Consider the following 24,232-nt stretch of genomic DNA (forward strand, 5'->3'; position numbering starts at 1 on the left):
AGAAAATGGGCGTATAATGCCCGCCCTGTTTGTGTTGTTTCTGAGATTTTCCTGATGGCGCTGTTAATTACCAAAAAATGCATCAACTGCGATATGTGCGAGCCGGAGTGCCCCAATGAGGCCATTTCGATGGGTGACAGCATTTATGAAATTAACAGCGACCTCTGCACCGAATGCGTGGGCCATTACGACACGCCCACCTGCCAGAAGGTGTGCCCGATCCCAAATACCATTCTGAAAGATCCGGCACACGTCGAGAATGAAGAACAGCTGTGGGATAAATTCGTCCTGATGCACCACGCGGATAAAATTTAACCGCTTCCCGGCTTAGCTTTCGACAATCACCGTGGCGCAGGCGTAATGGCGCTCATCGGCGAGCGTGACATGAATATGGCTCACCCCCAGTCGTTCCGCCAGCCGTTGCGCCTCACCCCATAGCCGCAGCTTCGGCTTGCCCAGCTCATCGTTGTAAACTTCGAACTGATTAAAGGCCAACCCGTTGCGGATCCCGGTCCCCAGCGCTTTCGCCGCCGCTTCCTTGACCGCAAAGCGTTTCGCCAGGAAACGCACCGGCTGCTGGTGCTGCTCCCAGATGCTCCATTCATGGTCGCTCAGCACCCGGCGGGCAAGGCGATCGCCGCTGCGGGCGATCACCGCCTCGATGCGGGCGATCTCGACGATGTCGGTACCCAGCCCGAGGATGGCCATTAGCCGCGCGCTTCCAGCATCAGACGTTTCATTTCCGCCACCGCCTCTTTCAGGCCGCTCATTACCGCCCGGCCAATAATCGCGTGGCCGATATTCAGCTCATGCATTTCCGGCAGCGCAGCAATCGCTTTCACGTTGTGATAGGTCAGACCGTGACCCGCATTGACCTTCAGGCCGAGGCTGGCGGCGTAGGTGGCCGCTTTGGCAATACGTTCCAGCTCCTTCGCCTGCTCGGCGTCGGTTTTAGCATCGGCATAGCAGCCGGTGTGGATTTCGATATAGGGCGCGCCAACGTCCGCCGCCGCTTTGATCTGCGCCTCATCCGCATCGATAAACAGGGAGACCAGGATGCCGGCATCCGCCAGGCGTTGACAGGCATCACGCATCTTGTCGCGCTGGCCGGCCACGTCCAGTCCACCTTCGGTGGTCACTTCCTGACGCTTCTCCGGCACCAGGCAGCAGAAATGCGGTTTGGTTTCGCAGGCGATCGTCAGCATCTCTTCGGTGACCGCCATTTCAAGGTTCATGCGGGTGTGCAGCGTCTGGCGCAGGATACGCACATCGCGATCGGTGATATGGCGGCGGTCTTCGCGCAGATGCACGGTTATGCCGTCGGCGCCGGCCTGTTCGGCAATGAAAGCCGCCTGAACCGGATCCGGGTAAGCGGTGCCGCGGGCGTTACGCAAGGTCGCGATATGGTCAATATTGACCCCTAACAGTAATTCAGCCATGACAATCCTCGTTAATCATTATTCGTATTATCCGCTCGCGCCTTTCGCGCGGGCATAAACTGGCGAAACAATTCCCGGCTCTTGAGCGGTTTGCCGCCGAGATAGGGCTTCAGGGCGATACGGGTAAAGCGCTTCGCGGCGCGCAACGTATCAACATCAGGAAACTCGCGACTCGCCAACGCTTTCAAATGGTGCCCGGTAAACGTGTTGTTATCAATCACCAGGCTGGCAATAAAGCCTTTTTCTTCGCGATAGCGGTAGGTCATGGTGTCGTCCACCGGCTCGCCGCTCCCGGCACAGTGGAGAAAATCCACGCCATAGCCCAGGTGTCCGAGCAGCGCCAGCTCAAAGCGCCGCAGCGCAGGCTCCGGCGAACCGCTGGCCCCGGCGAGCGCCTGAATGCAGTGCAGATAGTCAAAAAAGAGTTCGGAGAAGCGCGTTTCGTGCTCAAGCACGCGGGAGATAAGCTCGTTAACGTAAAGACCGCTGTAGAGGGTGATGCCGCTGAGCGGCAGCGCCAGCGAGACAGCTTCCGCGCTGCGCAGGGTTTTGACTTCGCCGCGGCCGCCGAAGCGAACCAGCAAGGGGGTAAAGGGCTGTAAAGCGCCTTTAAGATTCGAGCGTTTGGAGCGTGCGCCCTTGGCAACCAGGCGCACGCGACCGGATTCTTCCGTGAAGACGTCCAGCATCAGGCTGGTTTCGCTCCACGGTCGGCTATGCAGGACAAAGGCGCGCTGCCATCCATCCACGTTGCGTTAACTCAGAGGTCGTCAACATAACCGAGACTGCGCAGGGCGCGCTCGTCATCGGCCCAGCCGGATTTCACTTTGACCCACAGCTCGAGGTGCACCGGCGCTTCAAACATTTCCTGCATGTCCTTACGCGCTTCGATGCCGATGGTTTTGATTTTGGCGCCTTTGTTGCCAATCACCATCTTCTTCTGCCCTTCACGCTCGACAAGGATCAGGCCGTTGATGTCGTAACCGCCACGCTCGTTGGTCACGAAACGTTCGATTTCCACGGTGACGGAGTACGGTAGCTCAGCGCCGAGGAAACGCATCAGTTTTTCACGGATGATTTCGGAGGCCATAAAGCGCTGGGAACGGTCGGTAATATAATCTTCCGGGAAGTGGTGGATCGCTTCCGGCAGATGCTTACGCACGATCGACGCAATGGTGTCGACGTTGGTCCCCGTTTCCGCCGACATCGGCACGATATCAAGGAAGTTCATCTGGCTGGCGAGGAACTGCAGATGCGGTAACAGATCCGCTTTTTCCTGCACGTTATCCACTTTGTTGACCGCGAGGATCACCGGCGCTTTGGCGTCGCGCAGCTTGTTGAGCACCATCTCGTCGTCCTGCGTCCAGCGGGTGCCTTCCACCACGAAGATGACCAGCTCAACATCGCCAATAGAGCTGCTGGCCGCTTTGTTCATTAAGCGGTTAATGGCGCGCTTTTCTTCCATATGCAGGCCCGGGGTATCGACGTAAATCGCCTGATACGGCCCTTCGGTATGGATGCCGACGATGCGGTGACGGGTGGTCTGCGCTTTACGGGAGGTGATCGAGATCTTCTGCCCAAGCAGCTTATTCAACAGCGTGGATTTGCCAACGTTTGGACGACCCACGATGGCGACAAACCCACAATAACTTTTTTCTTCGCTCATTCCAGCTCCAGCTTTTTCAGCGCCTGTTCGGCGGCAGCCTGCTCCGCCTTACGACGGCTGGAACCTGTGCCAACCACCGGTTCACTCAGGCCACTGACCTGGCAGTGGATAGTAAATTCCTGATCGTGCGCTTCGCCGCGCACCTGGACTACCAGGTAGGACGGCAGCGGCAGATGACGACCCTGCAGATACTCCTGCAGACGCGTCTTCGGATCCTTTTGCTTATCGCCCGGGCTGATTTCGTCCAGACGAGTCTGGTACCAGGAGAGGATTAAGCGTTCAACGTTCTGAATATCGCTGTCGAGGAAAACCCCGCCAATTAACGCTTCAACGGTGTCCGCGAGAATCGATTCGCGACGGAAACCGCCGCTTTTCAGTTCGCCCGGCCCGAGGCGCAAGCATTCGCCCAGTTCAAACTCGCGGGCGATTTCCGCCAGCGTGTTGCCACGCACCAGCGTCGCGCGCATACGGCTCATGTCGCCTTCATCCACGCGAGGAAAGCGATGATACAGCGCATTAGCGATCACGAAACTTAAAATGGAGTCGCCTAAAAATTCCAGGCGCTCATTATGTTTGCTGCTGGCACTGCGGTGAGTTAATGCCTGTTGCAACAGCTCCTGATGATGAAAAGTGTAGCCCAGCTTTCGTTGAAGCCGATTAATTACGATGGGGTTCATGCGTTACCAATAAATGAATGCGTCAAAGATGCAGCACACGAAACCGACCTGAGCATACGCTTCAAACAGTAAGTTGAAACAGACCAATACGCTTTCGTGTGCAGTGTCACCCGGCAGAGCGACAACCAAAAACTTCGGGGGGATATTCTATACGCAACGACACGGGATGTCGTTAGTTTGAATGGATTTAAATACTAAATAATTCGCGCCGCTGCGATAACAGCAGCGGCGTGAATTCAGCAGATGAAATTAATGAATTCCACCAATGCGCGATAACCGCACGCCGGTCGGCCATTCACCTTCCTGCTTTTCAAAACTCATCCAGATAGCGGTGGCCTTCCCGACCAGGTTTGCTTCCGGCACAAAGCCCCAGTAACGGCTGTCGGCGCTGTTATCCCGGTTGTCGCCCATCATGAAGTACTGACCCGGCGGCACAATCCAGGTGGCCAGCGGCAGACCACTCTGATGGTAATACATGCCAGCCTGATCCTGAGCAATCGGCACCATCAGAATACGATGCGTGACGTCGCCCAGCGTCTCCTGACGCTCGGTGAGGCGAATGCCGTCGGCTTTGGTTTCGCCCTTCGGCAGCTGCCAGAAACCGCTGCTCGCTTCGCCGCCGTTGCTGCGGGAGAAGGTCTGAACGAAATCGCTCGGCTCCACGTTGGAGTAAGTCACCGGCAGCGCGTTGCCGCAGGCCTGTCCGGAGCTGCAGCCCGGCTGAATAGTGACCTGCTTGGCAATCGGATCGTAGGTGACTTTATCCCCCGGGAGCCCCACCGCGCGCTTGATGTAGTCCAGGCGCGGGTCTTCCGGATATTTAAACACCACGATATCGCCGCGCTTCGGATGACCCGTCTCGATCAGCGTTTTCTGGTAGATAGGATCTTTAATGCCGTAGGCAAATTTCTCCACCAGGATGAAATCGCCAATCAGCAGAGTCGGCATCATCGAACCTGACGGGATCTGGAACGGCTCATAAATGAATGAACGTACCACCAGAACGATCGCCAGCACCGGGAAAACCGATGCGCCGGTTTCCAGCCAGCCCGGTTTCGGGCCGACTTTCTTCAACGTCTTTTTGTCCAGCTGCTCGCCGGTCGCTGCCTGAGCAGCGGCCTGACGCTCACGACGTTTCGGTGCAAAAATGAACTTGTCCAGGCACCATAAAACGCCCGTCACCAGGGTTGCAATCACCAGGATCAGGGCAAACATGTTCGCCATGCCAACTCCTTAGGGTTATTTGCCGTCTTTACCAACGTGCAGAATGGCGAGGAACGCTTCCTGCGGCAGTTCAACGTTACCGACCTGCTTCATACGCTTCTTACCTTCTTTCTGCTTCTGCAGCAGCTTTTTCTTACGGCTGACGTCACCGCCGTAGCATTTCGCCAGCACGTTTTTACGCAGCTGTTTCACGGTAGAGCGCGCGATGATGTGGTTGCCGATGGCCGCCTGAATCGCGATGTCGAACTGCTGACGCGGAATAAGATCTTTCATCTTTTCCACCAGCTCGCGGCCGCGATACGGCGCGTTATCGTTGTGGGTGATCAGCGCCAGCGCATCGACGCGCTCGCCGTTGATCAGCACATCGACGCGTACCATGTTCGACGCCTGGAAGCGTTTGAAGTTGTAGTCCAGCGACGCATAGCCGCGGGAGGTAGACTTCAGACGGTCGAAGAAGTCGAGCACCACTTCCGCCATCGGGATTTCGTAGGTCAGCGCCACCTGTTTACCGTGGTAAACCATGTTGGTCTGCACGCCACGCTTCTCCACGCACAGGGTGATCACGTTGCCGAGGAACTCCTGCGGCAGCAGCATGTGACACTCGGCGATCGGCTCACGCAGCTCCTGAATATTATTCAGCGGCGGCAGCTTGGACGGGCTGTCGACGTAGATAACTTCTTTGGAGGTGGTCTCCACTTCGTAAACTACCGTCGGCGCGGTAGTGATCAGGTCAAGATCGTATTCACGCTCCAGACGCTCCTGAATGATCTCCATGTGCAGCAGGCCGAGGAAGCCGCAGCGGAAGCCGAAGCCCAGCGCGGTAGAACTTTCCGGCTCGTAGAACAGAGAGGCGTCGTTGAGGCTCAGTTTGCCCAGCGCGTCGCGGAAAGCTTCATAATCATCGGAGCTTACCGGGAACAGGCCGGCATACACCTGCGGTTTCACCTTCTTAAAGCCAGGCAGCGCTTTGTCTGCCGGGTTGCGGGCGGCGGTCAGGGTATCGCCCACCGGCGCGCCAAGGATGTCTTTGATCGCGCAGACCAGCCAACCTACCTCGCCGCATTTCAGCTCGGTACGGTCAACCTGTTTCGGGGTGAAGATGCCCAGACGGTCGGCGTTATAGACCTGGCCGGTGCTCATGACCTTGATCTTGTCGCCCTTGCGCATGGTGCCGTTTTTAATTCGTACCAGCGACACCACGCCGAGGTAGTTATCGAACCAGGAGTCGATAATCAGCGCCTGCAGCGGCGCGTCCGGATCGCCTTCCGGCGGCGGAATATCGCGCACCAGACGCTCCAGCACCTCGGTCACGCCGACGCCGGTTTTCGCCGAGCAGCGCACCGCGTCGTGGGCGTCGATCCCGACGATATCTTCAATTTCGTCCGCTACGCGCTCAGGGTCGGCCGCAGGCAGGTCGATCTTGTTGAGTACCGGAACGACCTCCAGGTCCATCTCCATGGCGGTGTAGCAGTTGGCCAGGGTCTGGGCTTCTACGCCCTGCCCGGCGTCAACCACCAGCAGCGCGCCTTCGCACGCGGCGAGGGAACGGGAAACTTCATAAGAGAAGTCCACGTGGCCCGGGGTGTCGATAAAGTTCAGCTGATAGGTCTCACCGTCGTTAGCCTTATAGTCCAGGGTGACGCTCTGCGCCTTGATGGTGATCCCGCGTTCGCGCTCAAGATCCATGGAGTCCAGAACCTGGGCTTCCATTTCACGATCAGAAAGGCCACCGCAAATCTGGATGATACGGTCAGACAGCGTCGACTTACCGTGGTCGATGTGAGCGATGATCGAAAAGTTACGTATATTCTTCATATTTAGAGTTAATTATGCCTTACGAGTATCATGAGGCCGCTGTACTGTGCCTGACGTTTTTTAATCCGAAAACGCCGCATTCTACACTACATCCTTGAAACCAGGAAATGCTGTTAGATCCAGCATAACCGCAGAAATTGTGGCGTTGTAACAGGAAGGGTAAATAAAGATAAGGGCCAGTGAAATCACTGACCCATGTCGGAGGAAGGCGTTTCGATACGCACCAGATCCGGCGGCAACGCGACGCTCAGAATCACCGGCTGCCACGACTGGCGCGCTGCCAGCTGCGGCGACAGACCGCGCGCCACCAGAAACCCGCCGACGCCGCCCAGCAGCGCGCCGCACAGCGAAGCGATATCGCTGGCAAACAGCACCTGGAAAATCGACGCCATCACAAACAGACCCACCAGCGGCGCCATGTAGACCAACAGCGCCGAACCCAGCAGACTGCTCTCGGCGATCCCCAGCTCCACTTTCTGCCCCGCCGTCAACGGCTGCTCGCAGGGCACGCTGATGGTATGGCTGGTCTGCGGCCCCAGCTTGTTTAATACCCGGCTGCCGCAGCCGGCGCGGGAGGCGCAACTGCTGCAGGAGGCTTTAACGTCGCAGTGCACCTGCGCCACGCCGTTATGCCAGGAAACCACGGTGGCCCACTCTTTGATCATTGTACTGCCTTGAATTTAATGCTGTCTGAGATACGCTTCGCCGTCTGCGGCGGCAGTTCGCCCACCACGGTGATCTCCGCGTTATCGCGTACCGTCGTGCTGACGGTGCGTCGGCCGGTGCGCAACAGCTGGTCGCTGCTGGCCGCGGTGGCGCGGTTGATATTGATCGAGAAGCTGAACAAGCCGTCGGAATAGAGACGTGATTCTACCGGACCATCAAAGGTGGGCAGACGACGCTGGCTGCTGGAGACCTCAGTCATGCCCTGCGGGAGCCACGTTGGCGCCCAGTTGAAGTTGGCTTTGTCGCCCCCTTCAGGCACCGACAGCTGCGGCGGCAAATTCGCTTTCGCCAGCGTCTCCATGCTGGCGCTGACGTTATCGCCAACGTTGAAAGAGACGACCCGGAACTGCTCCAGCGTTTCACCGTCGCGGTCGAGCAAATCGACGCGCAGCGGCAGCTTGGTCTCAGCGTCCAGCCAGGCGATAAAGCTATAGCGCGTGCCGTCGCGAGCCACGACGCGGATCACGTCGCAGAGGCGGTCGGCGATACGGGTACGGCCCACGGAGATAAAATCATAGGCTGCGCTGAGACGTTTGAAATCGCTGTAAACCAACGACGGCAGCGAATCGACGATATAGTCGCCGTTCAGGGTGAACGGATCGAGGCCGGGTTCAAAATAGCTGATTTCCGTACCGCGCAGGACCACTTCCCGGCGCGGACCGTCCAGCTGCAGAAGCTGCGCCAGCGGTTGATTGTTCAGTCGCGCGTGACGATAGCGCAGCGACTCAACGCCTTGTTTGCTGATGCTGACGAAAGACAGCTCATAATTGAGGGACTGGCTGGCCAGGTTCATCTGCTGCAACAACGCCCCGGACGATGTATCAGCCGAGGCGTTGACAGAGAACAACAGACTGCCTGCCATGAGCGACATGGCACACCAAAGTTGCTTCATTACTGCGATTGCGTTCCTAAAGTTTGATAACCCGGCACCTGGACTGCGGCCTGCTGAGTCTGGGCCTGGCCAAACTGAAGCTGCTCAGCGTGCAGGCGGCGCTGCAGTTCGTAGTCCTGCAGCATGGCGTTAATCCGCCGACGCTGTTCCTGGACCTGAGCCTGCTGGCCGCTACCTGCTGATACGTCAGCCGGTACGCCAAGGCTTACCGGGCTCGCTTTACCCATCATCGGCAGCGTATTGAACACCGGCGCCTCTGGCTGCTGAGCGGCATCAGACTGCCCATTATAGTGCTGGACGCCGACGATAACCGCAAGCGATACGCAGGCGGCAACGCCCATCTGGGTCAGTGAGCTGGCCCACGGGCGCACTTTGTTCCAGAACGGCATCTGCCGCCACTGGTGCGGTGCGGGCTGAGATTCAGGAATAAGCGGCGCCGTCTGACGAACGGGCTCATTTTCAATGGCGGCCATCACCCGGGCGGAGATATCAAATTGCAGCACCTCTGCGGTATCGCCACGCAGCGTATCGCGGATAAGGTGATAACTCTCCCAGGTTTTTTGCATCTCAGAAGAACGACTCAGCTCGTTGAGCAGTTCGTTATCCAGCGTTTCACCATCCATTAAAGCCGAAAGTTTTTCTTTCTGCATGCCTGATACCCTTTTCCAGTATTCCGCTATCGTCAACGCCTGATAAGCGGTTGAACTTTATTATCAATAGCTTCTCGCGCCCGGAAGATACGCGAACGCACCGTCCCAACCGGACAATCCATGATAGCGGCTATCTCTTCATAGCTTAGGCCATCCAGCTCCCGTAACGTAATTGCCATGCGTAAATCTTCCGGAAGCGATTCAATGGTACGAAAAACTATTTGTCTCAGTTCTTCTGACAACATTAAGTTCTCAGGGTTCGAAATTTCTTTCAACGCCCCGCCGCTTTCGAAGTTTTCCGCCTCGTTGGCGTCAACATCGCTGGACGGCGGACGGCGTCCCTGAGCAACCAGATAATTCTTCGCCGTATTGACGGCGATACGGTATAACCAGGTGTAAAAAGCGCTATCTCCCCGGAAAGAGTCCAGCGCACGCCATGCCTTAACGAACGATTCCTGAACGACGTCAGCGATATCGCCCGGCGGTACATAGCGGGAAACCAGGCTCGCGACCTTATGCTGATAGCGCACTACCAGCAAATTAAACGCTTTCTGATCTCCTTTCTGGACCCGTTCAACAAGGACCTGATCCGTTAACTGCTCGCTCATCCGAGGTAATGTCTCCCCAAACCCAATTCCCATGCGTCTTCAAAACACCACCCAAAATCTGCATTATGAGCAAGCTGACTCTTGGAGTGTATGAAAACAATAAAGTTCCGTTACGCTTTTGTTTTTTGTCTGGCAACGGCGGCAGATCGTTATCAATCATTATATGCCCAGGTTGCTAAACGATAGGTTAGTCAATAAGAAAAAGCGCAGGCCCGTCTGAAGGGTATCGTAACACGGCGTTTATTTCACTATAAAATCCAATGCTATCAACCTGCCACGCGTCTCATTTTCGCCGTGCTCCAGACCGTTTCCGCTCGCCTGCTGTTTAGCCGTCACAACGCCAGTTAAAAAAAATTGTACGATTCCTCACGAGCTGGTGCTATTGTGAGCTAAATGTGTTTAGTAAATTAAACAAAGACGATGAATACCACTCCTGACTTCTCTTGTGATGTGTTGATTATCGGCAGCGGCGCTGCCGGCCTCTCTCTTGCGCTGCGCCTGGCAGAGCACAGTTCGGTAACGGTGTTGAGTAAAGGGCCGATCAGCGAAGGTTCGACGTTCTATGCGCAGGGCGGGATTGCCGCCGTCTTCGACGAGACCGACAGTATTGAATCCCATGTCGAAGATACCCTGATCGCCGGCGCAGGGTTATGCGATCGCCATGCGGTCACCTTCGTCGCCAGCAACGCCAGGCCATGCGTCCAGTGGCTTATCGATCAGGGCGTATTGTTTGACACCCAGGTCCAGGCCAATGGCGAAGAGAGCTATCATCTCACGCGCGAAGGGGGCCACAGCCATCGGCGCATTCTTCACGCCGCCGACGCTACCGGCAAAGCGGTGGAGACGACGCTGGTCGATAAAGCCCTCGCCCATCCCAATATCCGCATCCTTGAGCGCAGCAATGCCGTCGACTTGATCGTATCGGATAAGATTGGCCTGCCGGGCACGCGCCGGGTGGTCGGGGCATGGATCTGGAACCGCAATAAAGAGCGCGTGGAAACCTGCAGCGCGAAGGCGGTGGTGCTCGCCACCGGCGGAGCCGCCAAGGTTTATCAATACACCACTAACCCCGACGTCTCTTCCGGAGACGGTATCGCGATGGCCTGGCGGGCGGGCTGCCGGGTGGCGAATCTGGAATTCAACCAGTTTCACCCCACCGCGCTGTATCATCCGCAGGCGCGCAATTTCCTGCTGACCGAAGCGCTGCGCGGCGAAGGCGCCCACCTTAAACGCCCGGACGGCACCCGCTTTATGCCGGACTTTGACGAACGCGGCGAGTTGGCCCCACGCGATATCGTCGCCCGCGCCATCGATCATGAGATGAAGCGCCTTGGCGTTGACTGTATGTTCCTTGATATCAGCCATAAACCCGAGGCGTTTGTTCGCCAGCACTTCCCGATGATTTACGAAAAGCTGCTCGGTCTGGGAATTGATTTAACCAAAGATCCGGTGCCGGTCGTCCCTGCCGCGCATTACACCTGCGGCGGCGTGATGGTGGATGATAATGGCCGCACCGACGTCGATGGGTTATACGCCATCGGCGAAGTCAGCTATACCGGGCTGCACGGCGCGAACCGTATGGCCTCGAACTCGCTGCTGGAGTGTCTGGTTTACGGCTGGTCCGCCGCAGAAGATATTGCCCGTCGCCTGCCGCTGGCCCAGAAGGTCAGCACCCTGCCGGCGTGGGATGAAAGTCAGGTGGAGATCCCGGATGAACTGGTGGTTATCCAGCATAACTGGCACGAGCTGCGCCTGCTGATGTGGGATTACGTGGGGATTGTGCGCACCACCCGCAGGCTGGAGCGCGCCCTGCGGCGCATTACCATGCTGCAGCAGGAGCTGGATGAGTATTACGCCCGCTTCCGCGTCTCGAATAATCTGCTGGAGCTGCGCAATCTGGTACAGGTGGCGGAACTTATCGTACGCTGCGCGATGTTGCGCAAAGAGAGCCGGGGACTGCATTACACCCTCGACTATCCGCAGCCGCTGCCGAACAGCGGTCCGTCGATATTGTCGCCCCTGGCTCACATAAAGAGATAAAAATCCTCGGTCAGAGCGGTAAAACCTTCTGAATACTGCTGCTCTGGCCCGCGGATCGCCAGCCTGTCGCTGAAACACTCCCCCGCCGTCGGGGAGAAAGCCAGCAGCACCCGATGCGGCGGCCGCAGCTCGGTCTCCGCCACATCAGTGCGCAGTCGCAGGTGCCAGCCCATCGCGGTTGCCCGTTCGATAAACGCATTACCGATATCTACCGGCAGCACCACGCAAAAAAAGCCTTCTTCGGTGATATGCTCAGCGGCACAGGCCAGCAGAGAAGCGTGATCGAGCGTCGTGGTATACCGCGCCTGCTCCCGCTGCGAGGTGGCGCAAGGCACCCCTTCCGCAAAAAAGGGCGGGTTACTGATTATCAGTTGATAGCGTCGGGTCTGCGGCGGCTGCCACTGATGAATATCGGCCTGACAGACCTCAACCCGCGAAGCCCATGGCGACGCAAGGGCATTTTCCTGCGCCTGGGCGGCGGCCTCCTCATCCAGTTCGACCGCATCGACACGCACATCATCGCCGGTACGCTGCGCGAGCATTAGCGCCAGCAGGCCGCTGCCGGCGCCAATATCCAGCACATGTTTCACCCCGGCAATCGGCGCCCAGGCGCCGAGCAAAATGCCGTCGGTACCCACCTTCATCGCGCAACGATCGTGGGCGACAAAAAACTGTTTGAAGGTAAAACCATTGCGCGGCAGCGCAAACTTCGACTGAGACATCCTCAATAACCTTGCCGACAAAAAACTCCTGAACGTAAGGCTATGCACAATACCGGAGAACAGATAGCCTTACAAACAGATGAACATTACGTCAGTAACGTCTATAATCGGCGGCCCACTCAGAGGTAGAACATGACTGTAACGACTTTTTCCGAACTTGAACTCGATGAAAACCTGCTGGAAGCCCTCCAGGATAAAGGTTTCACTCGCCCGACAGCCATTCAGGCCGCCGCTATTCCGCCTGCGCTCGATGGCCGTGACATTCTCGGTTCAGCGCCGACCGGCACCGGTAAAACGGCGGCGTATCTGCTGCCAGCGTTGCAGCACCTGCTCGATTTCCCGCGTAAGAAATCCGGCCCGCCGCGTATTCTTATCCTGACGCCGACCCGTGAGCTGGCGATGCAGGTGGCTGACCACGCCCGCGAGCTGGCGAAGCATACCCATCTGGATATCGCCACCATTACCGGCGGCGTAGCCTACATGAACCACGCGGAAGTGTTCAGCGAAAACCAGGACATCGTGGTCGCCACCACTGGTCGCCTGCTGCAGTATATAAAAGAAGAGAACTTCGACTGCCGCGCCGTCGAGACCCTGATCCTCGATGAAGCCGACCGCATGCTGGACATGGGCTTTGCGCAGGATATCGAAACCATCGCCGGTGAAACCCGCTGGCGCAAGCAGACCATGCTGTTCTCCGCGACGCTGGAAGGCGATGCGATCAAAGACTTCGCTGAGCGCCTGCTGGAAGAGCCGGTTGAAGTTTCCGCTACCCCGTCGACTCGCGAGCGTAAGAAAATCCATCAATGGTACTATCGCGCGGACGATATCGAACATAAGACCAGGCTGCTGGTGAATCTGCTGCAACAGCCGGAAGCTACCCGCGCTATCGTCTTTGTGCGCAAGCGCGAGCGCGTGCATGAGCTGGCCAACTGGCTGCGTGAAGCGGGGATTAACACCTGCTGGCTGGAGGGCGAGATGGTGCAGGCCAAGCGTAACGAAGCCATTAAGCGTCTGACCGACGGCCGCGTAAACGTGCTGATCGCCACCGACGTCGCCGCCCGCGGTATCGATATTCCGGACGTCAGCCACGTCTTTAACTTCGATATGCCGCGCACCGCCGACATCTATCTGCACCGTATCGGTCGTACCGGCCGTGCAGGTAAGAAAGGCACCGCGATTTCGCTGGTTGAAGCGCACGATCACCTGCTGCTGGGCAAGATCGGCCGCTACGTTGAAGAACCGCTGAAAGCTCGCGTGATTGATGAATTGCGACCCAAAACCCGCGCGCCAAGCGAGAAGTTGACCGGTAAACCATCGAAGAAAGTGCTGGCGAAACGCGCCGAGAAAAAAGAGAAAGAAAAAGAGAAGCCGCGGGTGAAGAAGCGCCACCGCGATACGAAAAATATCGGTAAGCGCCGGAAGCCAAGCGCGACCGGGACGCCATCAGCGTCGAGCGAAGAGTAAAAAAAACGCCGGGATATCCCGGCGTTTTCACATCTGGCGTTAGCCTTACAGACTTTCGGTAAAGGTACGAGCGATAACGTCGCGCTGCTGTTCCGGGGTCAGGGAGTTGAAGCGTACCGCGTAGCCGGAAACACGAATGGTCAGCTGCGGATATTTTTCCGGATGCTCAACCGCGTCCAGCAGGGTTTCGCGACGCAGCACGTTAACGTTCAGGTGCTGACCGCCTTCCACGCGAACTTCTGGTTTCACGTCTACCGGGATTTCACGGTATTCGATTTCACCCAGTTTGCTGACTGCCACTACGTCATCTTCCGCAAAACCACCTTTGGCGCACAGGCAACGCGCTTCGCCTTTTTCGCTATCCAGCAGCCAGAAAGAGTTCAGCAGGTCGTCGTTTGCCGCTTTAGTAATTTGGATACCAGTAATCATTTGATGCCTCCCAGGCAGTGTTTATTCGATTTTGGCCTCTTCGCGGCCAATTGGTAAAACCATTGTTGTATGAGTGTATATATATCAGCCGCACCCTCGGCATTCTTTGATGTAAATCAACAAAAACCACTCACTCTAAGTGGGTATGCAAGGATTTTATTGTTTTACATCAAGTTACGCCATAAGCCGATATAAATAATTTTGTAAATTTTCAATTTTTTTTGCATAAAGGCCCGCGTCAAGCCGTGCCGATTTTGTTCTGTAGAAAGAAGCCGTTAAGCTATAGCGATGACCCTTTGCAGGAGAGCAAGATGACCACCCCTTTAACCTGGCATGACGTGCTGGCGGATGAAAAGCAACAACCCTATTTTCTCAATACTCTGAAGACCGTCGCCGAAGAGCGCCAGTCCGGGATCACCATCTATCCACCGCAAAAAGATGTCTTTAATGCGTTTCGCTTTACCGAACTGGGCGATGTCAAAGTCGTCATTCTCGGTCAGGACCCCTATCACGGCCCGGGGCAAGCCCACGGTCTGGCGTTCTCGGTTCGCCCCGGCGTCGCGATCCCGCCCTCGCTGCTGAATATGTACAAAGAGCTGGAGACCACTATCCCTGGCTTTACCCGCCCTACCCATGGTTACCTGGAAAGCTGGGCGCGCCAGGGGGTGCTCCTGCTTAATACGGTCCTGACCGTCCGCGCCGGGCAGGCGCACTCGCACGCCAGCCTCGGCTGGGAGACGTTTACCGATAAGGTAATCGCGTTAATCAATGAGCACTGCGAGGGGGTGGTCTTTCTGCTGTGGGGCTCCCATGCGCAGAAGAAAGGCGCGATTATCGATCGCCAGCGCCACTGCGTACTGAAGGCGCCGCACCCTTCACCGCTCTCCGCACATCGCGGCTTCTTTGGCAGCAACCATTTCGTGCAGACCAATCAGTGGCTGGCCGATCGCGGCGAAGCGCCGATTGACTGGATGCCGGTCCTTCCCGCCGAAAGCGAGTGATCGACAGCCATAAAAAAAGCCAGCATCAGCTGGCTTTTGTATTCAGGGACAGGTATTACGCCTTGTTCTGACGCCACCATTCCGCCAGCAGGACGCCGGTCGCCACAGATACGTTCAGGCTTTCGACATTGCCGGTACCATCGATGGCGACGCTGAGGTCCGCGCTGGAGATGGCTGCATCCGACAGGCCATCGCGCTCCTGGCCTAACACCAGCACCATTTTCTTCGGCAGCTCGGCTTTAAACAGCGGGGTACCATTATGGCTGGAGGTCGAGACAATCGCGTAGCCCGCCTGACGGAACTGATCCAGAGTATCGATGAAGCTGTCGCCGGTGATCGGTTCAACATGTTCCGCACCGCCTTCCGCCGTACGGATCGCCGCGCCGGACTCCAGCACGCCGGCATCCTGAACCACAACACCCTTCACGCCGAAGTGCGCGCAGCTGCGCATGATCGCCCCGAGATTATGTGGGTTACCCACGTCCTCCAGCGCCAGAACGCAATCTTCTTCTGCCGCCTTCGCGACCCACTGGGCAACAGAGGTACCGTGGCGTTTTTTGATCAGGAAGCAGACGCCGCCGTGGTGATCGGTCCCGGAGGCTTTTGCCAGCTCGGCTTCATCAACCACATGGTAGGCTTTACGGTTAGCCGCCATCCAGCGCAGCGCCTCTTTAAAGCGCGGCGTCACGCTCTGGATAAACCAGGCGCGGACAATGGCTTCCGGGCGGCTCTGGAACAGGGCCTGACAGGCGTTTTCACCATACACGCGGGTCTCTTCCGCACGCTGGCGACGCAGTACTTCCGGATCGATAAAGCTCTTCCCGCTGATCCCGCCGTGATCCTCTTTTACCGGCGTCTCATCGCCAGGAGCGCGAGAAACGGTACGCCACGGGGACGCATCGTCACGATTAAAATCATCGCGCTTGCGCTCATCACGCTTGCGGTCATCGCGTTTACGATCGTCACCGCGGCTGTTTCGTTCGTCACGCGCAGGGCGGCTGCGGCCGTCAACACGAGATTTTCCTGGACGACCTCCCCCTTTCCCGGTACGTGGGTTATGGGTGCGTTTGTCAGAATCATCATCACTGCGGACATACATCACTTTGACCTTGCCGCTTTTATTTTTCAGTTCGTCGCTCATCAATTTTCTCCACCTGCGCTGCGCGAAGCGCGCAGATTACCCGATGTGTCATCGCTTCGCCATGATTTCGTTTAAAAGACGGCCTCTATTGCACTCATCGAACAAAACGCATTGTCCTTAAATAACACTTAATCGATAATATGTAACATCACAGAAACATATTGGCCACGTGCCACGTTGCAACCCATCACCAGAGGTTAGTTATGAATACCGTTTGTGCCAGTTGTCAGGCTCTGAACCGCCTCCCGGACGATCGTAGCGCGGATGGCGCAAAGTGCGGACGCTGCGGTCACGATCTTTTTGATGGCGACGTCATCAACGCGACCGGGGCAACGCTGGATAAACTCTTAAAGGACGATCTGCCGGTCGTTGTCGATTTCTGGGCGCCATGGTGCGGTCCCTGCCGCAGCTTCGCGCCGATCTTTGAAGACGTCGCGGAAGAGCGTAGCGGGAAGATGCGTTTTGTGAAAGTTAACACCGAAGCGGAACGTGAGCTTAGCGCACGGTTTCGTATCCGCAGCATCCCGACCATTATGATGTTCAAAAATGGCGAAGTGATCGACATGCTCAATGGCGCGGTGCCAAAAGCGCCATTTGATAGCTGGCTGAACGAAGCCGGACAGCAGTAATCCTTCCGGGGCACCGCTTGTGCCCCGTTTTCGCCTCTGCGACAATAGCGTTTTTCACTAGCGACTCCCATGACTGATAACGCTGTCCTTCGCCTGCGCGCCGAACGTCTCGCGCGAGCCACCCGCCCTTTCCTTGCTCGCGGCAACCGCATCCGCCGCTGCCAGCGCTGTCTGCTGCCGCTCAAGCAGTGCCTGTGCGCCACGTTAACGCCGGCGCAGGCCACCAGCCGTTTCTGCCTGGTGATGTTTGATACGGAGCCGATGAAGCCCAGCAACACCGGCCGGCTCATCGCCGATATTCTGCCGAATACCGAGGCTTATCAATGGTCGAGAACCGAGCCGCCGCAGGGGCTGCTCGATCTGGTCGCCCATCCCGATTACCAGCCGATGGTGGTGTTTCCCGCCTCCTACGCCGCACCGGAGCGCCAGGTCCTGAGCGCGCCGCCGTCCGGCAAACCGCCGCTGTTTATCATGCTCGACGGCACCTGGACCGAAGCGCGTAAAATGTTCCGTAAGAGCCCTTATCTGGACGCGCTGCCGATCATCTCCGTCGATCTGTCGCGCATCTCAGCCTACCATCTGCGCGAGGCGCACGCCGACGGACAATATTGTACCGCGGAAGTGGCCATCGCCCTGCTGGATCTGGCGGGCGATACGCCGGCCGCCGCCGCGCTTGGCGAACACTTCACCCGCTTCCGGACCCGCTACCTGGCGGGAAAAACCCAGCATAAGGGCAGTATCACAGCGGGCCAGGCGGAAAACGTTTAAAATCATTCGGTCACTGGGATGAAAGGAGACCGGTATGAGCCAACGAGGCCTGGAAGCACTGCTGCGACCAAAATCCATCGCCGTTATTGGCGCATCAATGAAGCCGCAGCGCGCTGGCTATCTCATGATGCGCAACCTGCTAGCCGGCGGCTTCAATGGCCCGGTACTGCCGGTGACCCCCGCCTGGAAGGCGGTGCTTGGGGTGCTGGCGTGGCCCACCATCGAGAAGCTGCCGTTTACGCCGGATCTGGCGGTGCTTTGTACCAACGCGCGACGTAATCTCGAGTTGCTCGAAGCCCTGGGGCAGAAAGGCTGCAAGACCTGCATCATCCTCTCTTCGCAGCCGGAACAGTATCCGGCGCTGCTCGAATGCGCTGCACGCTATCAGATGCGCCTGCTCGGCCCAAACAGCCTGGGGCTGCTGGCGCCGTGGCAAGGCCTGAACGCCAGCTTTTCTCCGGTCGCGATCCACCGCGGTAAACTGGCCTTTATCTCGCAGTCGGCCGCCGTCTCCAACACCATCCTTGACTGGGCGCAACAGCGCGAGATGGGGTTTTCCTACTTCATCGCGCTGGGCGATAGCCTGGATATAGATGTCGATGACCTGTTGGACTTTCTGGCCCGCGACAGCAAAACCAGCGCCATTTTGCTTTACCTTGAGCATCTCAGCGACGCGCGCCGGTTTGTCTCCGCCGCGCGCAGCGCCTCGCGAAACAAGCCAATCCTGGTGATCAAAAGCGGCCGTAGTCCCGCGGCGCAGAAACTGTTGCACGTCAATTCAGGGATGGATCCGGCATGGGATGCGGCCATCCAGCGTGCTGGTCTGCTGCGGGTCCAGGATACCCATGAGCTGTTCTCCGCCGTAGAAACCCTGAGCCATATGCGCCCGCTGCGCGGTGAAAAACTGATGATCGTCAGCAACGGCGCGGCGCCGGCGGCGCTGGCGCTGGATGAGCTTTGGTTGCGTAACGGTAAGCTGGCGACCCTCAGCGAGGAGACGCGCGACGCCCTGCGCCAGGCGCTGCCGGGCGGCGTTGAGATCGCCAACCCACTGGATTTACGCGATGACGCCAGCAGCGAACACTATCAGCGGGCGGTGAACATTCTGCTTAACAGTCAGGACTACGACGCGCTGCTGGTGATCCACTCGCCCAGCGCCGCCGCGCCGGGCACCGAGAGCGCCCTGGCGCTGATAGACGCCCTGAAGCACCATCCGCGTGGCAAATATGTCACCGTGCTGACCAACTGGTGCGGCGAATTCTCTTCCCAGGAGGCGCGACGGCTGTTCAGCGATGCCGGCCTTCCCACCTACCGTACGCCGGAGGGCACCATCACCGCCTTTATGCATATGGTCGAGTACCGCCGTAACCAGAAACAGCTGCGCGAGACTCCAGTGCTGCCGGACTCGTTAACCGCCAATACCAGCGAAGCGCATGCTCTGCTCCAGCAAGCGATAGATGACGGCGCCACCACGCTGGATACCCACGAGGTCAGCCCGGTGCTCCGGGCCTACGGTATCCACACACTGCCAACCTGGATCGCCGCTGACAGCGCGGAAGCGGTGCATATCGCTGAGCAGATAGGCTATCCGGTTGCGTTGAAGCTGCGTTCCCCGGATATTCCGCACAAATCAGAAGTACAGGGGGTCATGTTGTATCTGCGTACCGCGGCAGAAGTACAGCAGGCAGCGGATGCGATGATCGATCGCGTCAGGCTGGCCTGGCCCCAGGCGCGCATTCATGGCCTGCTGGTGCAGAGTATGGCCAATCGCGCCGGCGCCCAGGAGCTGAGAGTGGTGGTTGAGCACGATCCCCTCTTCGGCCCGTTGATTATGTTGGGCGAAGGCGGCGTGGAGTGGCGGGCCGAGGACCAGGCCGCTGTGGCGCTGCCGCCGCTGAATATGAACCTGGCGCGTTATCTGGTGATCCAGGCGATCAAAAATAAGAAGATCCGCGGCCGCAGCGCATTGCGACCGCTGGATATCGCAGGCTTAAGCCAGCTGCTGGTTCAGGTCTCGAACCTGATCGTCGACTGCCCTGAGATCCAGCGGCTGGATATTCATCCCTTGCTCGCCTCCGGCAACGAGTTTACGGCGCTGGACGTTACCCTGGGGCTTGCTCCCTTTAGCGGCGACAGTGAAAGCCGTCTCGCTATTCGTCCCTATCCGCACCAGCTGGAGGAGTGGGTGGTGATGAAAAATGGCGATCGCTGTCTGTTCCGGCCGATCCTTCCGGAAGATGAACCGCAGTTGCTCGCGTTTATCGCTCAGGTCACCAAAGAAGATCTCTATTATCGCTATTTTAGTGAGATCAACGAATTTACCCATGACGACTTAGCCAATATGACCCAGATCGACTACGATCGAGAAATGGCGTTCGTCGCCGTCAGGACCACCGCGGAACAGAGCGAGATCCTCGGCGTGACGCGGGCGATCTCCGACCCTGACAATATTGATGCCGAGTTTGCTGTGCTGGTCCGTTCAGATTTGAAAGGGTTAGGCCTGGGGCGAAGGCTGCTGGAAAAGCTGATCGCCTATACGCAAAGCCATGGCCTGCAACGGCTGAATGGGATTACGATGCCGAATAACCGAGGCATGATCGGCCTCGCCAGAAAGCTGGGATTCACCGTTGATATTCAGCTGGAAGATGGGATTGTCAGTCTGTCGCTGCCCCTGAATCAGGGATAATCGCGCGACGCTGACCGCAATTGTTGACCACATTAGCGGGTAGTAATGGTATTATTGCCCGCTTACGTCGTCTGCATGGTACAGAAGACCCTTCAATAAACAGAGAAGAAACGCACTGTGATGTTGTCAAAATTTAAGCGTAATAAACATCAACAACACCTTGCCCAACTCCCTAAGCTTTCTCAGTCAGTTGATGATGTAGAGTTCTTTTACGCCCCTGCGGATTTCAGGGAAGCGTTACTGACCCGGATTGCCAACGCCACTCAGCGTATATGCATTATTGCGCTCTACCTGGAGCAAGATGATGGCGGAAAAGGAATTTTGCAGGCCCTTTATGACGCCAAACGTCAGCGTCCGCAACTGGATGTTCGCGTCCTCGTTGACTGGCACCGCGCTCAACGTGGCCGTATCGGCGCCGCCGCCTCCAACACCAATGCTGACTGGTATTGTCGGATGGCCAATGAAAATCCGGGCGTAGAGATCCCCGTTTACGGCGTGCCGATTAACACCCGGGAGGCGCTCGGCGTTCTCCATTTCAAAGGCTTTATTATCGATGACTGCGTCCTCTACAGCGGCGCCAGCCTGAACGATGTTTATCTGCATCAGCATGATAAGTACCGCTATGACCGCTATCAGTGCATCCGTAACGGCAAAATGGCGGACGTCATGTTCGACTGGGTCGACAATAATCTGGTTCAGGGACGCGGCGTGAATCGTCTCGACAGACCGGATCGGCCAAAAAGTCCGGAAATCAAAAACGATATTCGCCAGTACCGTCAGGAGCTGCGCGACCGCAGCTACCATTTTGTCGGCACCGCCGGTGACGAAGAACTCTCCGTCACCCCGCTGGTAGGCCTGGGGAAATCCAGCCTGCTGAACAAAACTATCTTTCACCTGATGCCCTGTGCCGAGCACAAGTTAACGATCTGCACCCCCTACTTCAACCTTCCTGCCGTGCTGGTAAGAAATATCATCCAGCTGCTGCGCGACGGTAAACAGGTGGAGATTATTGTCGGCGATAAAACCGCGAACGATTTCTATATTCCGGAAGATCAGCCGTTTAAAATCATCGGCGCGCTTCCTTATCTGTATGAGATCAACCTGCGGCGTTTCCTCAGCCGGCTGCAGTATTATGTGAATACCGATCAGCTGATCGTCCGCCTGTGGAAGGATGACGATAACAGCTACCACCTGAAGGGCATGTGGGTTGACGACGAGTGGATGCTGCTCACCGGCAACAACCTTAACCCGCGCGCCTGGCGACTCGATCTGGAAAATGCCATTCTGATCCACGATCCAAAGCAGCAGCTGGGAGCCATGCGGGAGAAAGAGCTGAAGCTCATCCGCACCCACACCACGGTGGTGAAACATTATCGGGATCTGCAAAGTATTGCCGACTATCCGGTGAAAGTGCGTAAACTGATCCGCCGACTGCGGCGGATCCGCATTGACCGGCTGATCAGCCGTATTCTCTGACAATCAGCCCCGCCTCGACGGGGCTTTTTTCTGGAAGCGCTATGCGTACGATAATCGTGATTGCTTCGCTGATGTTAACGGGCTGCAGCCACATGGCAAATGATGCATGGTCCGGTCAGGACAAAGCCCAGCATTTTCTGGCCTCGGCGATGCTGTCTGCCGCCGGCAATGAATATGCGCAACATCAGGGTTACAGCCGGGACCGCAGCGCTGCTATCGGCCTGATGTTTTCCGTCAGCCTCGGCGCCTCAAAAGAGCTTTGGGACAGCCGCCCGGCAGGCAGCGGCTGGAGCTGGAAGGATTTCGCCTGGGATGTAGCCGGCGCGACCACCGGCTACGCTGTTTGGCAACTGGCGCACCAGTAACGGCTAAAGACGCAGGCCTTTGCCTTTGCGATGCAGCATCAGGGAGACCAGGAAGGCGATGGCCGCCATCACCGTCACGTACCAGTAGAACGCGTGCTCTATCCCCGCCGATTTCAGCGACAGCGCGACATATTCCGCCGAGCCGCCAAACAGGGCATTCGCGACGGCATAGGACAGCCCTACCCCAAGCGCGCGAACCTGCGCCGGGAACATCTCGGCCTTCAGGATGCCGCTGATCGAGGTATAGAAACTGACAATCAGCAAGGCGCAGATCACCAGGCCGAAGGCAGCATAGGGTGAGCTCACTTTTTGCAAGGCGCTCAGGATTGGCACGGTAAATAATGTCGCCAGCACGCCAAAGCACAGCATGGAGGTACGGCGGCCAACTTTATCCGAAAAGGCGCCGAACAGCGGTTGAACCAGCATATAAACGAACAGCGCCGCGGTCATGATCACGCTGGCGGTGCTGGCCGTCATGCCCGCCGTGTTGACCAGATACTTTTGCATATAGGTAGTAAAGGTATAGAAGGTCAGCGATCCGGCGGCAGTAAAGCCCAACACCATCACGAAAGCCCGGCGATTACGCCACAACCCTTTAAATGAGCCAGCCTCTTTCAGCGCCCGGGTCTCCTGCTTTGAGGTTTCGTCCAGCTGGCGACGCAGCCACAGCGCGACGATAGCCAGTACTGCCCCGAGAGCAAAAGGAATACGCCATCCCCAGGCATGCAAATCTTCGTCGCTCAGCACCTGCTGGAGCGCCACGACCACTAATACCGCCTGCAGTTGACCGCCAATTAACGTGACGTACTGGAAAGAAGCATAGAAGCCTTTCTTTCCTTCAATCGCCACTTCACTCATATAGGTCGCGCTGGTACCATATTCTCCACCGACCGACAGCCCCTGAAACAGACGGGCCAACAGCAGCAGCGCCGGAGCCCAGGTGCCGATGACCGCGTAGCCCGGCAGGCAGGCAATCACCAGTGAACCAAAGCACATCATACAGACCGAAATAAGCATGGAAGCTTTACGTCCGCGGCGGTCGGCGATCCGACCAAACAGCCACCCACCGATAGGACGCATCAGAAATCCGGCGGCGAATACGCCTGCCGTTTGTAAAAGTTGAGTGGTGGTATTTCCGGAGGGAAAGAAGATATGGGCAAAATAGAGCGAGCAGAATGAGTAGACGTAAAAATCAAACCACTCAACAAGATTTCCCGAGGAAGCGCCAACAATTGCCCAAATACGACGACGGGTATCGGCCTGCTCCGGCGCGGCCCGTTCGGTAATGCTACTCTCTGTCATTGTTATATTGCTCCAGCAAAGACTGCAGTCTGTCTTGTCGGGCGTACCACGTCACGCAGACAAATTAGTTAGTAAACTAAATGTTATATAATTGTTATATCTTTATATGTGATTACATTCACATTTTTTTTCGCAAGCGCGGTTTTCGCGATCAACGCCAGCGCAGAGGCAAGGAAAAAGTGGATTATGGCGAAGGGTTTGCCATGACGGGGTTTTATGTTGCTTTGAATGAAGATAATGGTGCGGGTATGGCGGGATTTTCCCCGGAGGCGGTGCTGCGCACCTTGTCCGGGCTACGGATCAGTAGCCCCGGTAAGCGCAGCGCCACCGGGGGAGGCATACACCACACAGCAAAAAACCCCGCACCTTTCGGGACGGGGTTCTTTTTAAACGCAAAAACAAAAAGCTCAGTCTTTCGACTGAGCTTTCTGCTTTATTTGATGCCTGGCAGTTCCCTACTCTCACATGGGGAGACCCCACACTACCATCGGCGCTACGGCGTTTCACTTCTG

26 protein-coding genes are annotated in these 24,232 nt (G+C 57.2%); 10 read left to right on the plus strand and 16 right to left on the minus strand.

Annotated elements, in window-relative coordinates; genetic code table 11:
• Positions 1–54: 54 nt before the first annotated feature.
• Positions 55–315, plus strand: a complete 261-nt coding sequence (locus L2I46_RS11890; RefSeq protein ID WP_065883074.1) for a YfhL family 4Fe-4S dicluster ferredoxin — start codon at positions 55–57, stop codon at positions 313–315.
• Positions 316–327: 12 nt separating this feature from the next.
• Here the strand turns inward: L2I46_RS11890 and acpS are convergent, their stop codons facing one another.
• From acpS to rseD, 12 genes are all read right to left on the minus strand, one after another.
• Positions 328–708: a holo-ACP synthase gene (gene acpS, locus L2I46_RS11895; protein WP_004201835.1), complete on the minus strand. Its 381-nt coding sequence runs from the start codon at positions 706–708 to the stop codon at positions 328–330.
• The gene (pdxJ, locus tag L2I46_RS11900; protein WP_004201834.1) at positions 708–1,439 is read right to left on the minus strand and encodes a pyridoxine 5'-phosphate synthase; all 732 of its coding nucleotides are present in this window, start codon (positions 1,437–1,439) and stop codon (positions 708–710) included. Before pdxJ ends, acpS begins: the two co-directional genes overlap by 1 nt.
• Before the next feature lie 11 nt (positions 1,440–1,450).
• Positions 1,451–2,188, minus strand: a complete 738-nt coding sequence (recO, locus tag L2I46_RS11905) for a DNA repair protein RecO (RefSeq protein WP_002914062.1) — start codon at positions 2,186–2,188, stop codon at positions 1,451–1,453.
• An 11-nt stretch (positions 2,189–2,199) separates the two neighbouring features.
• A complete protein-coding gene (gene era / locus L2I46_RS11910) occupies positions 2,200–3,105 on the minus strand; it encodes a GTPase Era (protein WP_023290667.1) in 906 nt (301 codons plus the stop codon).
• Positions 3,102–3,782, minus strand: a complete 681-nt coding sequence (gene rnc, locus L2I46_RS11915; RefSeq protein ID WP_002914065.1) for a ribonuclease III — start codon at positions 3,780–3,782, stop codon at positions 3,102–3,104. The genes era and rnc overlap by 4 nt, the downstream gene beginning before the upstream one ends.
• A gap of 249 nt (positions 3,783–4,031) precedes the next feature.
• Entirely contained in the window at positions 4,032–5,006 is a 975-nt protein-coding gene (gene lepB, locus L2I46_RS11920; RefSeq protein WP_004201827.1) for a signal peptidase I, read from the minus strand.
• Positions 5,007–5,021: 15 nt separating this feature from the next.
• Entirely contained in the window at positions 5,022–6,821 is a 1,800-nt protein-coding gene (lepA, locus tag L2I46_RS11925) for a translation elongation factor 4 (RefSeq protein ID WP_023290668.1), read from the minus strand.
• Positions 6,822–7,006: 185 nt separating this feature from the next.
• The gene (rseC, locus tag L2I46_RS11930) at positions 7,007–7,486 is read right to left on the minus strand and encodes a SoxR-reducing system protein RseC (protein ID WP_004201822.1); all 480 of its coding nucleotides are present in this window, start codon (positions 7,484–7,486) and stop codon (positions 7,007–7,009) included.
• Positions 7,483–8,439: a sigma-E factor regulatory protein RseB gene (gene rseB, locus L2I46_RS11935; RefSeq protein ID WP_004201821.1), complete on the minus strand. Its 957-nt coding sequence runs from the start codon at positions 8,437–8,439 to the stop codon at positions 7,483–7,485. Before rseB ends, rseC begins: the two co-directional genes overlap by 4 nt.
• Entirely contained in the window at positions 8,439–9,089 is a 651-nt protein-coding gene (rseA, locus tag L2I46_RS11940) for an anti-sigma-E factor RseA (protein WP_032453736.1), read from the minus strand. Before rseA ends, rseB begins: the two co-directional genes overlap by 1 nt.
• A gap of 32 nt (positions 9,090–9,121) precedes the next feature.
• A complete protein-coding gene (gene rpoE / locus L2I46_RS11945) occupies positions 9,122–9,697 on the minus strand; it encodes an RNA polymerase sigma factor RpoE (protein ID WP_002914074.1) in 576 nt (191 codons plus the stop codon).
• Positions 9,694–9,798, minus strand: a complete 105-nt coding sequence (gene rseD / locus L2I46_RS29725) for a rpoE leader peptide RseD (RefSeq protein ID WP_122975137.1) — start codon at positions 9,796–9,798, stop codon at positions 9,694–9,696. Before rseD ends, rpoE begins: the two co-directional genes overlap by 4 nt.
• Positions 9,799–10,117: 319 nt before the next feature.
• On the opposite strand from rseD, the gene nadB reads away from it, so the two are divergent.
• Positions 10,118–11,737, plus strand: coding sequence for an L-aspartate oxidase (gene nadB, locus L2I46_RS11950; protein WP_023290670.1), 1,620 nt, complete (start codon positions 10,118–10,120; stop codon positions 11,735–11,737).
• Here nadB and trmN read toward each other — a convergent pair.
• Positions 11,722–12,459, minus strand: coding sequence for a tRNA(1)(Val) (adenine(37)-N(6))-methyltransferase TrmN (gene trmN / locus L2I46_RS11955; RefSeq protein WP_086075117.1), 738 nt, complete (start codon positions 12,457–12,459; stop codon positions 11,722–11,724). The genes nadB and trmN overlap by 16 nt on opposite strands.
• Before the next feature lie 132 nt (positions 12,460–12,591).
• Between trmN and srmB the strand changes: the two genes are divergently transcribed.
• Positions 12,592–13,923, plus strand: a complete 1,332-nt coding sequence (gene srmB, locus L2I46_RS11960; protein ID WP_032453738.1) for an ATP-dependent RNA helicase SrmB — start codon at positions 12,592–12,594, stop codon at positions 13,921–13,923.
• 45 nt (positions 13,924–13,968) lie between these two features.
• On the opposite strand, the gene grcA is transcribed toward srmB, so the two are convergent.
• On the minus strand, positions 13,969–14,352 hold the full coding sequence (gene grcA / locus L2I46_RS11965) for an autonomous glycyl radical cofactor GrcA (protein ID WP_002914084.1): 384 nt from the start codon (positions 14,350–14,352) through the stop codon (positions 13,969–13,971).
• Between the two features lie 311 nt (positions 14,353–14,663).
• Here grcA and ung point away from each other — a divergent pair, with 311 nt between their 5' ends.
• Positions 14,664–15,353 carry a uracil-DNA glycosylase gene (gene ung / locus L2I46_RS11970; RefSeq protein ID WP_086075116.1) on the plus strand — a complete coding sequence of 230 codons (690 nt, stop codon included), beginning with the start codon at positions 14,664–14,666 and terminating at the stop codon, positions 15,351–15,353.
• A 55-nt stretch (positions 15,354–15,408) separates the two neighbouring features.
• On the opposite strand, the gene L2I46_RS11975 is transcribed toward ung, so the two are convergent.
• Positions 15,409–16,494, minus strand: coding sequence for a tRNA/rRNA methyltransferase (locus tag L2I46_RS11975; RefSeq protein ID WP_023290674.1), 1,086 nt, complete (start codon positions 16,492–16,494; stop codon positions 15,409–15,411).
• A 203-nt stretch (positions 16,495–16,697) separates the two neighbouring features.
• On the opposite strand from L2I46_RS11975, the gene trxC reads away from it, so the two are divergent.
• The 5 genes from trxC to L2I46_RS12000 all read left to right on the plus strand — a co-directional run bounded on the left by trxC (position 16,698) and on the right by L2I46_RS12000 (position 22,418).
• Positions 16,698–17,123 (plus strand): thioredoxin TrxC, encoded by a 426-nt coding sequence (trxC, locus tag L2I46_RS11980; protein ID WP_002914091.1) that lies wholly within the window; start codon positions 16,698–16,700, stop codon positions 17,121–17,123.
• Between the two features lie 69 nt (positions 17,124–17,192).
• Positions 17,193–17,891, plus strand: coding sequence for a tRNA-uridine aminocarboxypropyltransferase (tapT, locus tag L2I46_RS11985; RefSeq protein ID WP_086075115.1), 699 nt, complete (start codon positions 17,193–17,195; stop codon positions 17,889–17,891).
• Positions 17,892–17,925: 34 nt separating this feature from the next.
• Positions 17,926–20,577 (plus strand): bifunctional acetate--CoA ligase family protein/GNAT family N-acetyltransferase, encoded by a 2,652-nt coding sequence (locus L2I46_RS11990; protein WP_049013875.1) that lies wholly within the window; start codon positions 17,926–17,928, stop codon positions 20,575–20,577.
• A gap of 120 nt (positions 20,578–20,697) precedes the next feature.
• A complete protein-coding gene (gene pssA / locus L2I46_RS11995) occupies positions 20,698–22,053 on the plus strand; it encodes a CDP-diacylglycerol--serine O-phosphatidyltransferase (protein ID WP_023290677.1) in 1,356 nt (451 codons plus the stop codon).
• Between the two features lie 41 nt (positions 22,054–22,094).
• Entirely contained in the window at positions 22,095–22,418 is a 324-nt protein-coding gene (locus L2I46_RS12000) for a YfiM family lipoprotein (protein WP_004201811.1), read from the plus strand.
• 3 nt (positions 22,419–22,421) lie between these two features.
• Here the strand turns inward: L2I46_RS12000 and L2I46_RS12005 are convergent, their stop codons facing one another.
• Positions 22,422–23,720 (minus strand): MFS transporter, encoded by a 1,299-nt coding sequence (locus L2I46_RS12005; protein ID WP_086075114.1) that lies wholly within the window; start codon positions 23,718–23,720, stop codon positions 22,422–22,424.
• 80 nt (positions 23,721–23,800) lie between these two features.
• Between L2I46_RS12005 and L2I46_RS12010 the strand changes: the two genes are divergently transcribed.
• On the plus strand, positions 23,801–24,232 hold a 432-nt coding region (locus L2I46_RS12010), incomplete at its 3' end, for a hypothetical protein (protein WP_236947886.1).

Origin of the sequence: Klebsiella sp. 2019SCSN059, from assembly GCF_021739525.1 — a bacterium.
GTDB lineage: Bacteria > Pseudomonadota > Gammaproteobacteria > Enterobacterales > Enterobacteriaceae > Klebsiella > Klebsiella quasipneumoniae.